Source organism: Streptomyces sp. NPDC059443 (genome assembly GCF_042750105.1).
Classification (GTDB): domain Bacteria; phylum Actinomycetota; class Actinomycetes; order Streptomycetales; family Streptomycetaceae; genus Streptomyces.
The window spans coordinates 52,875-64,109 of the sequence record NZ_JBHYVM010000015.1; the positions used below are offsets into that span (position 1 = coordinate 52,875).

Consider the following 11,235-nt stretch of genomic DNA (forward strand, 5'->3'; position numbering starts at 1 on the left):
GCTGCCGCCCTGGGTGTCGCTATTTTCTATTTTTCTGTCTACCTCTCACTGTCTTATCGCTCTGTGTTCCGGCGCCCGCGCCCTACTAACACCCCCCCCCCCCCCCTGTCCCGGTGGGCGATACTGGGATCGAACCAGTGACCCCTTCGGTGTGAACGAAGTGCTCTCCCGCTGAGCTAATCGCCCGGGAACGGACTGAACAATACAGAAGGCTCGGGGCTGGTTCAAACCGCTTCGGCTCCGGCTGCCAGATGCGCGGCCAGTCCGCGCCTCCCGGCCCGCATCATCAGGGTGTGGTTGAGCCGGAACACGGGCCTCCCGGGGAACGAGAGCCGGCGCATGAGGGGCCGGCGGACTTCGACCTCCTGCTCGTAGAGGGCTCGGGCGGCGCCGCCGGCCCGCGGCCGGACGGTCCAGCGCGCCCAGCCCTCCAGGTCCCCGCACAGGGCCACCTCCAGGATTCCGCTCGCGGGGTCGTGGAGGCGCTCGGCGGCGGTCACGCGCAGGGTGTACGGGAGGGCGGAGCGGATGAGGGCGGTGCCGCTGCGCTCGTCGCCGGAGGGGAGGACCTCGCGTATCTGCGGCCACCACAGGGGGTAGGCCTCGGGGCGTTCGAGGGCGGCGTAGACGCGGGCCGGCGGGGCGTCGAGGTCCCACACGCTGCGGAAGCGGTAGCGGGTCCAGCGGTCGTTGCGGCCACGGCTTCGGTCCATGGACCCAGTCTGACGCGTGGCGGGACGCCGCACGCTTACTCGGCGGAACTCACCCGGGGTTGAGCGCGAGGCCGAGCACGAGGTGAGCACGAGGTGAGCACGAGATTGAGCACGAGGCTGAGTACGCGCACCCATGTGCGCGGGGCTCGGCGAGCGCGACACTCCGCACATGGAGAACCCCCTGCCGCCCGCCGAAGAGCTGGTGCTCATCGACCGCGAGCTGTTCCAACTCGACGCCCGGCGTCACTACCTGCTGAGCCGTCGGGAGTGGCTGCTGCGCGGGCAGGCCCCCTTGGCCTGGGGCGTGCGGGTGCCTCCCGCCGGGCCGGGGCCGGCGAAGGGCGGGCCGGAGGCCTCGGCCCCGGGTGCGCAGAACGTGCTGCTGATCCTGGGCGCGGTGCTGCTGGCCGTGGCGGCGCTGGCGTTCACGCTGGTCAGTTGGGGATCCCTAGGCATCGCGGGGCGCAGCGCCGTACTCGCGGTGGTGACGGCGGCGGCGCTGGGCGCCCCCGCGGCGCTGCTGCGCCGCGGGCTGCGTTCGACGGCGGAGGCGGTGGGCGCGGTCGGGCTGCTGCTGACGGTGCTCGACGCGTACGCGCTGTACGCGGTCGGGATGCCGGACACCGACGGCACCGCCTACGCGGCGGGGGCGGCCGCGGTGCTGGCGGCGGTGTGGGCCGGGTACGGGCTCGGGTTGCCGGGGCTGCGGATCCCGTTGCCCGCGGCGGTGCTGACGGCGCAGCTGCCGTTGCCACTGGCCGCGCTGGCGGCGGGCAGCAACGGGATAGCCCTGGGCTGGGCGTTGCTGGCGACGGCGGCCTTGGACGCGGCGCTCGCGCTGGTCCGTCCCGGGCGCTGGTCGGTCTGGGCCGCGGCCGCCGGCTCGGTCGCGGGCGGGGCGGCGCTGCTGACGGGGCTGGCCGAGTCGGTGGCGCCGGAGTCGGGGGGCCTGCCGCTGGGCGCGGCGGCGCTGCTGGCGGCGGTGTGCGCGCTGGGTGTGGCGGTGGCCTGGCGTCCGGCGGGGCTCCCGGCGTTCGCGGTGGCGGCCGGGGTCGCGGCGGTGGCGGCGGCGGGCGGGCTGGCGGCTCCGGGGCTGGAGTCCTCCTGGGCGCCGGTGGCGTACCTGGCGGTGGCGCTGGCCCTGCTGGGGGCGGTACGGGTTCACGTGCTCCCTGCTCCGGTCCGGCGCGGCCTAGCCCTGGCCGGTGCGGGGGTGTCCGCGGTGACGGCGGTGTGGGGTGCGTCGTGGGTGGTGACCGTGCTGGTGGGCCGGCTGCGGGTGCTGGACGAGGTGTGGGCGCCGACGACCCCGCCCCAGGCGGCCGGGCACGGGACGGGTGAGGCCCAGGTGGTGGCGCTGCTGCTGACGGCGGCGGCCGCGTGGGGACTACTGCGGGTGGTTCCGGAGCGCCTGAAGCCGGGGGCGGCCGTGGTGGCGGTGGCCCTGGGCTGGGCGGGCCTGTTCGCGGCCCCGGTGGCGGCCGGCCTGCCGGCGGGCGCGGCCCTCGCGGCGCAGCTGGCGGTGACGCTGGCGGCGGGGGCTCTCGCGCTGCGGACCCCGGCGGTCGCCTCCGGCGCCTCCGGCGGCTCCGGCGGCTCCGGCCCCGGAATCGCGGCGGCGGCCTGTGCGACGGCGGGGGCCTTGAACGTGTCCCTGGCGGCCCTGGACGGCCGACTGGCCACCTTCGGGGTGCTGGGGCTGCTGGGGGCGGCTTCGGCGGCGGGGGCGGCGTACGGGCCCGCCCCGGTGTGGGCCAGGCGAGTGGCTGCGGCGTTCGCCGTCGGGTACGCGGCCCTGCTGGCGGTGGCGCTGGGCGCGCTGCTGGAGCTCCCGGTGGCGTGGTGGGGGCCGCTGGTTCTGGTGGTTCCGGCGGCGGTGGCGGCGCTCGGGCCGCGGCTGGGGCCCGCAAGGGCTCCGGCGGAGGCCACGGCGGCCGGAGCGGGGCTCCTCGCGGTGCTGCTGACCGCCGGGGCGGAGCGGGCGGCCACGCCGGTGCTCGCGCTGGTCCTGGCGCTTGCCGGGGTGGTCTGCGCGGGGGCGGCGGTGCGGCCGGAGCGCCGGTCGGCGGGCTGGGCGGCGGGGGCGCTGTTCCTGGCGGCCACCTGGGTCCGGCTGGCGGCTTCGGGGGTCACGGTGCCCGAGGCGTACACGGTGCCGGTGACGGCGGCGGCACTGGCGGTGGGCTTCGTACGGCGGCGCCGGGATCCACTGGCCGCCTCCTGGACGGCGTACGGGCCGGGCCTGGCGGCGACCCTGCTGCCGAGCACCCTCGCGGTGTGGGCCGACCCGCACTGGGTGCGGCCGCTGCTGCTGGGCGCCGCCGCGCTCGCGGTGACCCTGGCCGGGGCGCGGCGCCGGCTCCGGGCCCCGCTGCTGCTGGGCGGGGCGACGCTGGTGGCGGTGGCCCTGCACGAGCTGACCCCGTACGTGGTGCAGGTCGTGGACGCGCTGCCGCGCTGGCTGCCGCCGGCCCTGGCCGGGGTGCTGCTGCTGGTGGTGGGGGCCACGTACGAGAAGCGGCTGCGGGACGCCCGGCGGCTGCGGGGGGCGATCGGCCGGCTGAGGTGACGCCGGGGGCCGCAGGGGGGCGAGCGGTGGTCCGGACGGGGGAAAACGCCAGAGGCCCGGAGACTGTAAAAGTCTCCGGGCCTCTGGTCCGGGTGGGCGATACTGGGTTCGAACCAGTGACCCCTTCGGTGTGAACGAAGTGCTCTCCCACTGAGCTAATCGCCCGGACGCACCGCAAACATTACCGCATGTCAGCGGTGCTCCCGGCCACGGGCCGGAGACCTCACTGGTCCTTGAGGTTCCAGGGCAGGACGAGCCCGTACTTCCACAGGTAGAAGCCGATCAGGGCGCCCGCGATGACGAGGCCGACGCTGGTCAGGATGATGTTGCGGCGGCGGACCCGGGGGTCCAGAGCCTTCTGCGCGGCCTCGCTGACCTTGCGCTTGGTCCAGCGCAGGACGAGGTGGGCCCAGGCGAACTCGGTGGCCCAGATCGCGAGGCCCGCGAAGATCGCGACCCAGCCGGGGCCGGGCAGGACGAGCATGGCGATGCCGGCGCCGATGACGGCGAGGCCGACGACGAAGACTCCGACCTGCCAGCTCAGGTGCAGCCCGCGCCGGGCCTTGATGAAGGCGGGCGCCTTGGAGACGTGCGGCGCTTCCGCCTTGGCGGCTGACTCGGCTGACTCGGCTGACTCGGTTGCGGACTCGTTGGTCTCGCGGTCACTCCCCGTGTTCATGGGGTCGAATCTACCGGAGCGCGAAGCACACGTGAATGGGCGTTTGGATCCGCCGTCCGAGGGACCCAGAGGTCCGCAAAACGGTCAGAGGGGTTTACAACGGCACCGTAGGTGGCATGTCGATTTCGCCGACGTGCGAATCCCCGAGCGCACACTGAGCGAAAGGCCCTGGCGCTTATGAACACCACGGTCAGCTGCGAGCTGCACCTGCGCCTCGTTGTGTCGAGCGAGTCCTCACTGCCTGTTCCCGCGGGCCTGCGGTATGACACGGCCGATCCCTACGCCGTGCACGCCACCTTCCACACCGGCGCCGAGGAGACGGTCGAATGGGTATTCGCCCGCGACCTCCTCGCCGAGGGCCTTCACCGGCCCACCGGTACCGGCGACGTCCGCGTCTGGCCGTCCCGTAGCCACGGTCAGGGAGTCGTCTGCATCGCCCTGAGCTCACCGGAGGGAGAAGCACTGCTCGAAGCACCCGCGCGAGCACTCGAATCGTTCCTCAAGCGGACGGACGCCGCGGTCCCACCCGGGACCGAACACCGGCACTTCGACCTCGACAAGGAGCTCTCCCACATCCTGGCCGAATCCTGAGCCAGGCCTACAGAGGGAACCCTCTCCCGGCCCCGGCCGGGAGCCGCACGACACCGTCCGACTCGGGGCGACGGTGCGCGGCGGACAACCACATACGGAAGTGCCGGCGCTGTTCACGCGGAAGCCACCCGCGCGGACGGCGCCGGTGCGCTTCGGGACGACCCGCTAGAGTCGGCCACCAGCGGCGGCAGCAGACCGTCACCGCAGGCCCGGCCCTTGAGGGAGACCCCGTGCAGATCCCCCACGACACCCGTCGCGCGCTCGACGTCGTCGTCGCGCTGGTGAACACCTCGGCCGAGGCGGACCAGCCCGACGCGCTGGCGGACGTGAACGCGCTGCGCGGGTTCGTCCGGGAGTACGCGATCAGCGACGTCGGCGAGCTCGGCGCCCGCGACCTCGCGGGCGTGCGGACGGTGCGCGGGAAGTTCGCCCAGATCTTCGCGGCCCCCAGCTCGCGCGCGGCCTCGGTACTGATCAACGAGCTCGTCGCGACGGCCGGCACCACTCCGCAGCTGACCAACCACGACGGCTACGACTGGCACGTGCACTACTTCGCGCCGGGCGCCTCGGTGGGCGACCACCTGGCCGCCGACGGCGGCATGGCGCTGGCGTTCATCGTGGTCTCGGGCGAGCAGGAGCGGCTGCGCCGCTGCGAGGCCCCGGACTGCCGGCGAGCCTTCGTGGACCTGTCCCGCAACCGCTCGCGCCGCTACTGCGACAGCCGCACCTGCGGGAACCGGCTGCACGTGGCGGCGTACCGGGCCCGGCGCAAGTCGGAGCTGGGCTCAGAGCAGGAAGAGATCGTGCACGGCGGCGAGCAGCAGCAGACCGCCGATCACGCCTAGGAAGATCATCAAGGGCGGCTGGGAGAGCGCGAAGAGGCAGCCTCTCGGCTCCTCGGCGACCGGAACGGTGGCGGTGGCCGGCGCCGGAACGGCCGGCTCACCCTGCGATGTGTCGAGCATGTCGGGGCGATGATGGCGCAGCGCACCCGCGCACGCCGCTCAACACGCCAAACGCCACTCCCGAGTTCGCCGGATCCCGTCAGATCAGGTGGTTCGCGGCCCGAATCCTTGCGGAGACCGGTGCCGCTGTCATATGCCGTGCTTCTTGAGGATCGCCTCGATGTCGGAGAAGTCCTCGCCGGGGGCGGCCGCCGGGGTCTCCCGGGGGCGGGCACCGTTCCCCAGCGAGGGGGCGGAGGCGGCCGGGGCGACGGCCTCCCGGGCCGGACGGCCCTTGGCGGCCTTCGGCTGCTTCTGCGGCTCCTCCCCCGAACCGAGCCCGCGCCGCTCTATTGCGCGGGTGGTCATGAAGAGCAGCCAGGCCAGCCCCAGCACGCCGAACCCGACCCAGACGGTCGGCTTGAAGACGATTCCGGTCAGCCACTGCACGACGCCCGTCATCACCAGGCCGACGGGCACCAGCGAGTACGCCGCGATCCGCGTGGCCGCGAGGAATCGCTTGCGGTAGGCGGTCAGCGCGGCGATGCCCAGGCCCGCCGCGGACACCGCGGAGCAAATGGTCTCGGCGAGCATGCGGGGCCTCCAGGATCGGTGCGGTCGCTCGGTCGGGCCCGGCCGGGCGGGCCGGGCGTTCTGTCCCCATCCATCCTGCACCGGCCACGGCCGCCCTGGCCACGGCCGGAGCCCCCAGAGGCCGGATATCCGGGACATCTCCGGGTCCCGTCTCCTCCCGAGGTCCCGGTCCGTGCCCGTCGGCGCGGGCTGGGAGACTGTCCGTATGACCGATTCCGTGATCCTCGACGTCTGGTGCGAACTTCAGTGCCCGGACTGCCACAGCGCCCTGGACGACGTACGCGCCCTGCGGGCCCGCTACGGCGACCGCCTGGACATCCGGCTGCGCCACTTCCCGCTGGAGAAGCACAAGCACGCCTTCGCCGCCGCGCAGGCCGCTGAGGAGGCCGCCGAGCAGGGGCAGGGCTGGCCCTACGTGGAGGCCGTACTGGCCCGCACCGCGGAACTCGGCAAGGCCGGGGAGTCCGTGCTCCTCGACGTGGCACGCGAACTGGGCCTGGACGCCGATGAGTTCGACACCGCCCTGATCGACGGCCGGCACATCCTGATCGTGGACGCCGACCAGGCCGAGGGCAAGGCGATCGGCGTGACCGGCACCCCGACGTACGTGATCGGCGGCGAGCGCCTCGACGGCGGCAAGAGCCAGGAGGGCCTGCGCGCCCGCATCGAGGAGATCGCCGACCGGCTGCTCGCGGCCGACGCCGACGCCGACGACAAGCCCTAGCGCGGCCACCGCACTAGATCAGATCCTTGGCGTAGTTGAAGTCGGTCGTCCGGTAGCCGAGGGACTCGTAGAGCCGCAGGGCCGGGACGTTGTCGGTGAAGACGTGGAGCGCGAGCACCCGGTGGCCCGCGGCCAGGGCCTCGCGTTCCGCGAGGAGCATCAGGTCCCGGCCGTAGCCGCGGCCCCGGTGCTCCTCGGCGACCACCACGTCGAAGACGTACGAGCCTTCGCCGTTCGGCGAGACCCACACGCTGCCGACGGGGACGCCGGCCGCCTCCAGCACGGCGAAGACGACACCCGGGCTGTCCAGGCCCCGGGGCAGCTGGGCGGCGTGGTCGGCCGCCGACTTCGCGCGCGCGGCCTCCTCCGGCATGCCGCGGCCGATCCAGTCCCCCGCGTACTCCTCCATCGCCCGGGCGAGCCAGATCTCGAACTCGGCCTCCGTCATCGGACGGCCGGTGACCCCGACGGACAGGGCCGGCGGCTCGGCCGGGAGCTCCTTGGCCATGTTGCGGCTGTACTCGGCGTACCCGAGGGAGCCGGCCATCCGCAGGCCGCCCGCCGAGCCGGCCGGGACCGAGACGCGGACGCGCCGGCAGCCCCAGCCGCGCAGTACTTCCTCGGCGGCGAGCGCGGCCACCGTGCCCCGGCCCCGCCTGCGGTCGGGTTCCTCGACGACGAGGTCGCGGATCTCGGCGACGGTCGGGCCGAAGGGGGTGTCGGAGGCGAGCAGCAGGGCGCCGACGCGCCTGCTGTTGACGCGGATCTCGTACGGGCGCGAGCGCGCGCCGCCGGTGCTCTGCTGAAGCGGCCCGCTCGGCCGCAGGGTGGTGGTCATCAGTCGAGTTCTACTCGCCCCCGGGGCCGAAGGACAGGGGGTTTGCCCGACCCTGGACCGGAACGGCCCCGCCCGGGGGCCGGACCCGGGGCGGAGGCCGGACCCCGCACCCGGTTCCGGTTCCGGTTCCGTATCAGGACCGGGGGTCGGCGTCCTCGGCGGCGCGGGCGTCGAAGATCCGCATGGCCTCGGCCGTGACGGGGCCGGGGGCGGAGCCGAGCTCGCGCCCGTCGATCCGTACGACGGCCTGGACATCGCGCAGCGAGGAGGTCAGGAAGACCTCCTCGGCCTGTTCCAGCGCCTCGAAGGGCAGGTCGGTCTCCTTGGCCCCGGACCACTCGGTGACGAGGGCGCGGGTGATGCCGCCGAGGCAGCCGGAGGCGATGGGCGGGGTGTGCAGTTCCCCGTCGAGCACGACGAACACGTTGGAGCCCGTGCCCTCGCAGAGCCGCCCGACCGTATTGGCGAAGAGGGCCTCGGAGGCGCCGGCCCGGTGGGCTGCGGCGAGCGCGACCACGTTCTCGGCGTACGAGGTGGTCTTCAGGCCGACCACGGCGGAGCGTTCGTTGCGCACCCAGGGCACGGTGACGACGGCGGTGGTGTCCGGGCGGCGGGTGGCCCCGGCCAGGGCGACGATCAGCGTGGGACCGGCCTCACCCCGGTCGGAGCCGAGCGGGGAGACGCCTCCGGTGTAGGTGACGCGCAGCCGGCCGAGCGGGATCGGGTTGGCCTCCAGTACGGCCGCGCAGGCGCGGCGCACCTCGTCCAGGTCGGGATCCGGCAGGCCCAGGCCCCGGGCCGAGCGGGTCAGCCGCTCCAGGTGGCGGGTGAGGGCGAAGGTCGTGCCGCGCTCCGTCTTGAGCGTCTCGAAGACCCCGTCGCCGACGGTGAGGCCGTGGTCGAACACGGACACCTTCGCGTCGTCGGCGTCCCGCAGTGCTCCGTCGAGCCAGATCCTCACCGTACGGTCCTCCCGCTTTCGTTCACGTGCGCCTAGGTGGCGTTCGTCTAGGTGGCGTTCGTCTCGGTCGCGTGCGCCCCGATCTCCCCTGACGCTACCCGCAGCAGGCGGGCGGCCTTCAGCTCGGTCTCGGCCCACTCGCGGTCGGGGTCGGAGCCCCAGGTGATCCCGGCGCCGGTGCCGAAGCAGAGGCGGGGGCCGCCGGGGGTCTCGCGGTCGATCCAGAAGGTCCGGATGCCCACGGCGAGCTCGGCGGTGCCCCGGTCGGCGTCCACCCAGCCGATGCCGCCGCAGTAGGGGCCGCGCGGGGCGGTCTCCAGGGCCTCGATGATCCGCAGGGCGGAGGATTTGGGGGCGCCGGTGACCGAGCCGGGCGGGAAGGTGGCGGCCAGCAGCTCGGGCCAGCCGGCGCCGTCGGCGAGTTCGCCGGTGACGGTGGAGACGAGGTGGACCAGGCCCGGGTGCTCTTCGAGGGCGCACAGCTCGGGGACGGCGACGGACCCGGTGGCGCACACCCGGCCGAGGTCGTTGCGTACGAGGTCCACGATCATCACGTTCTCGGCGTGGTCCTTGGGCAGCAGGTCGGCGGCGGTGCGGCCGGTGCCCTTGATGGGGCCGGACTCGACGCGGCGGCCGGTGCGGCGCAGGTAGAGCTCGGGGGACGCGGTGGCGATCTCCACGCCGTGGGCCGGCAGGCGAATCGTTCCTGCGTACGGGGCCGGGTTGCCCCGGGCGAGCAGCGCGGTCAGGGCGTCGACATCGGCCGTGCCGCCGGAACCGGCGGCCGTGCCGGGCGGCTCGGGAAGCGGAGCGGACATCACGCGGCAGAGGTTGGCCTGGTAGACCTCTCCGGCCTCGATGTGCTCGCGGATGCGGCGCACCCCCGCCACGTACGCGGCGCGGTCGAGCGAGGAGGTCCACTGGTCGGCGTCGGGGCCGAGCCAGGCCCCCGGGACGGGCGCCGGCACCGGGTCGGGGCGTATGTCTCCGAAGCGCGCGCAGACGAGCCGCCCCTCGAAGTCGGCGGCGACCGCCCAGAAGCCGGTGGACTCCAGGGCGGCGGGGTCATGGGTGACATCTCGGAGATCGGTCGCGAGAAGGCCGCCGAAGCGGGCGAGAGGAGGCAGGTCGTGCACGGCTGCGAGTCTATGACCGGTGACGCGGTGGCGCCGGTGAGGCGTCTGCCGGGTGACCGGCGGTGATCGAGCGGCAGCACGCTGCGGAAACGCGTTTTTGAGCTGGCCCGGGAATCCGCTAGAGTTCAACTCGTCGCCAGGGAGCGAAGGGGGAAAACCCCGGAGCGAACACGGTGACCTGCGGACGTAGCTCAGTTGGTAGAGCACCACCTTGCCAAGGTGGATGTCGCGAGTTCGAGTCTCGTCGTCCGCTCTGAGGTGGGGGATCATCTTCCCGAGAACCCCCGCTCTTGCTCCATGGTGGAGTGGCCGAGAGGCGAGGCAACGGCCTGCAAAGCCGTCTACACGGGTTCAAATCCCGTCTCCACCTCCAAGGACGATTAGCTCAGCGGGAGAGCGCTTCCCTGACACGGAAGAGGTCACTGGTTCAATCCCAGTATCGTCCACTGGTCCGCAAGGATCCCCGCGCGATTAGCTCAGCGGGAGAGCGCTTCCCTGACACGGAAGAGGTCACTGGTTCAATCCCAGTATCGCGCACGCAGTACACGCACCACCTGCGGTTTCAGACCGTGGTCCCGCGCGATTAGCTCAGCGGGAGAGCGCTTCCCTGACACGGAAGAGGTCACTGGTTCAATCCCAGTATCGCGCACCAGCTATCCGGAAGCCCCGGCCGTTTCGACGGCCGGGGCTTTCGCGCGTGCGGTGCGGTCGTATGCACGATGCGGTGGTATGCGCGATCGGACCCCGGGGGCATGAAGCCCGGGGGCATGAAGCCCGGGGGCATGAAAAAGGGTGCTGCCCGTCCGACTCCCCAGTCGTACGGGCAGCACCCTTCACCTGCCGTCCGTCGGCCACTCCCCCGTCCCCACGGGGTTCGGCCGGTGACAGTCCCGGCCCAGGCCGCTCTCCTGGGCCCGGGGCGCCGCTCAGCGCCCCAGCATCACGCTCACGGACGACGCTTGCGCCGCCACCTGGTCGAAGCCTCCGAAGAGGAAGAGCAGGAGGGCGGCCAGGGGGAGCACCATGGCCGCGGCCACCAGTGGATGGCGACGGCCGGACTCATGGCTGTTGAACGCGAATGCCTTGCGTCCCTGCCGGGCGATGTCCGCCATGGTCCTCTCCCTGTCGATTGGCAGCGGCGGGTTTGTGACCTCGGGGGACGAGTGCTCCACCCGCCGCTTGTCTTCAACACTAGGCGCGGGAACGGTTCCTGGCCTCATGCCCTCGTACCCATTGCCGGGCCTCCAGGAGGATGAGGAGTACACCTCCGGCGTACTCCCCTGGGTGGAGGCCGGCCCCTCGTTCTGAGGGTCTTCCCGGAGGGGATGACCAGAGGGTGGTGACTTCGCTCACTTCCGTCACTCCCCGCACACACCCCGCCTCCGACCAGGCACTCCCAAGATCACCCGGCCGGGGGGGGGCCCCCCCCCCCGCCCCCCCCCCCCCGGGCCCCCCCCCACCCCCCCACTCACAAACGGACCGCCCC

At 73.3% G+C, this 11,235-nt stretch carries 12 protein-coding genes and 7 tRNA genes; 9 read left to right on the top strand and 10 right to left on the bottom strand.

Annotated elements, in window-relative coordinates; all coding sequences use genetic code 11:
• Nucleotides 1-114 precede the first annotated feature (114 nt).
• Nucleotides 115-186, bottom strand: a tRNA-Val gene (locus ACFXDJ_RS16775).
• A gap of 38 nt (nucleotides 187-224) precedes the next feature.
• A complete protein-coding gene (locus ACFXDJ_RS16780) occupies nucleotides 225-713 on the bottom strand; it encodes an SRPBCC family protein (RefSeq protein ID WP_384663912.1) in 489 nt (162 codons plus the stop codon).
• Between the two features lie 169 nt (nucleotides 714-882).
• Between ACFXDJ_RS16780 and ACFXDJ_RS16785 the strand changes: the two genes are divergently transcribed.
• Entirely contained in the window at nucleotides 883-3,282 is a 2,400-nt protein-coding gene (locus ACFXDJ_RS16785) for an SCO7613 C-terminal domain-containing membrane protein (protein ID WP_384849351.1), read from the top strand.
• Between the two features lie 93 nt (nucleotides 3,283-3,375).
• Here the strand turns inward: ACFXDJ_RS16785 and ACFXDJ_RS16790 are convergent.
• Together ACFXDJ_RS16790 and ACFXDJ_RS16795 are read right to left on the bottom strand one after the other, a co-directional pair.
• Nucleotides 3,376-3,447, bottom strand: a tRNA-Val gene (locus ACFXDJ_RS16790).
• Between the two features lie 58 nt (nucleotides 3,448-3,505).
• Nucleotides 3,506-3,961, bottom strand: a complete 456-nt coding sequence (locus ACFXDJ_RS16795) for a TIGR02611 family protein (protein WP_384662505.1) — start codon at nucleotides 3,959-3,961, stop codon at nucleotides 3,506-3,508.
• A 177-nt stretch (nucleotides 3,962-4,138) separates the two neighbouring features.
• On the opposite strand from ACFXDJ_RS16795, the gene ACFXDJ_RS16800 reads away from it, so the two are divergent.
• Entirely contained in the window at nucleotides 4,139-4,552 is a 414-nt protein-coding gene (locus ACFXDJ_RS16800) for an SsgA family sporulation/cell division regulator (RefSeq protein WP_030011909.1), read from the top strand.
• A 230-nt stretch (nucleotides 4,553-4,782) separates the two neighbouring features.
• Entirely contained in the window at nucleotides 4,783-5,397 is a 615-nt protein-coding gene (locus tag ACFXDJ_RS16805; RefSeq protein ID WP_384849354.1) for a CGNR zinc finger domain-containing protein, read from the top strand.
• On the opposite strand, the gene ACFXDJ_RS16810 is transcribed toward ACFXDJ_RS16805, so the two are convergent.
• Both ACFXDJ_RS16810 and ACFXDJ_RS16815 read right to left on the bottom strand, forming a co-directional pair.
• On the bottom strand, nucleotides 5,338-5,517 hold the full coding sequence (locus tag ACFXDJ_RS16810) for a hypothetical protein (RefSeq protein ID WP_384662500.1): 180 nt from the start codon (nucleotides 5,515-5,517) through the stop codon (nucleotides 5,338-5,340). The genes ACFXDJ_RS16805 and ACFXDJ_RS16810 overlap by 60 nt on opposite strands.
• 129 nt (nucleotides 5,518-5,646) lie before the next feature.
• Complete coding sequence (locus tag ACFXDJ_RS16815) at nucleotides 5,647-6,090, bottom strand: hypothetical protein (protein WP_384662497.1); 444 nt, start codon at nucleotides 6,088-6,090, stop codon at nucleotides 5,647-5,649.
• Between the two features lie 205 nt (nucleotides 6,091-6,295).
• Between ACFXDJ_RS16815 and ACFXDJ_RS16820 the strand changes: the two genes are divergently transcribed.
• A complete protein-coding gene (locus ACFXDJ_RS16820; RefSeq protein ID WP_384662494.1) occupies nucleotides 6,296-6,814 on the top strand; it encodes a DsbA family protein in 519 nt (172 codons plus the stop codon).
• Nucleotides 6,815-6,827: 13 nt separating this feature from the next.
• On the opposite strand, the gene ACFXDJ_RS16825 is transcribed toward ACFXDJ_RS16820, so the two are convergent.
• The 3 genes from ACFXDJ_RS16825 to ACFXDJ_RS16835 form a co-directional block, all read right to left on the bottom strand.
• Complete coding sequence (locus ACFXDJ_RS16825) at nucleotides 6,828-7,652, bottom strand: GNAT family N-acetyltransferase (RefSeq protein WP_384662491.1); 825 nt, start codon at nucleotides 7,650-7,652, stop codon at nucleotides 6,828-6,830.
• Between the two features lie 133 nt (nucleotides 7,653-7,785).
• Entirely contained in the window at nucleotides 7,786-8,613 is an 828-nt protein-coding gene (locus tag ACFXDJ_RS16830; RefSeq protein ID WP_384662489.1) for an aminotransferase class IV, read from the bottom strand.
• 47 nt (nucleotides 8,614-8,660) lie between these two features.
• On the bottom strand, nucleotides 8,661-9,749 hold the full coding sequence (locus ACFXDJ_RS16835) for a chorismate-binding protein (protein ID WP_384662486.1): 1,089 nt from the start codon (nucleotides 9,747-9,749) through the stop codon (nucleotides 8,661-8,663).
• 180 nt (nucleotides 9,750-9,929) lie between these two features.
• On the opposite strand from ACFXDJ_RS16835, the gene ACFXDJ_RS16840 reads away from it, so the two are divergent.
• The 5 genes from ACFXDJ_RS16840 (at nucleotide 9,930) to ACFXDJ_RS16860 (ending at nucleotide 10,401) form a co-directional block, all read left to right on the top strand.
• Nucleotides 9,930-10,002: transfer RNA gene (locus tag ACFXDJ_RS16840), tRNA-Gly, on the top strand.
• Nucleotides 10,003-10,048: 46 nt separating this feature from the next.
• A tRNA-Cys gene (locus ACFXDJ_RS16845) sits at nucleotides 10,049-10,122 on the top strand.
• Between the two features lies 1 nt (nucleotide 10,123).
• Nucleotides 10,124-10,195, top strand: a tRNA-Val gene (locus ACFXDJ_RS16850).
• A 19-nt stretch (nucleotides 10,196-10,214) separates the two neighbouring features.
• Nucleotides 10,215-10,286: transfer RNA gene (locus tag ACFXDJ_RS16855), tRNA-Val, on the top strand.
• A 40-nt stretch (nucleotides 10,287-10,326) separates the two neighbouring features.
• Nucleotides 10,327-10,401, top strand: a tRNA-Val gene (locus ACFXDJ_RS16860).
• A 274-nt stretch (nucleotides 10,402-10,675) separates the two neighbouring features.
• Here ACFXDJ_RS16860 and ACFXDJ_RS16865 read toward each other — a convergent pair.
• Nucleotides 10,676-10,861 carry a hypothetical protein gene (locus tag ACFXDJ_RS16865; RefSeq protein ID WP_215034445.1) on the bottom strand — a complete coding sequence of 62 codons (186 nt, stop codon included), beginning with the start codon at nucleotides 10,859-10,861 and terminating at the stop codon, nucleotides 10,676-10,678.
• Nucleotides 10,862-11,235 lie beyond the last annotated feature (374 nt).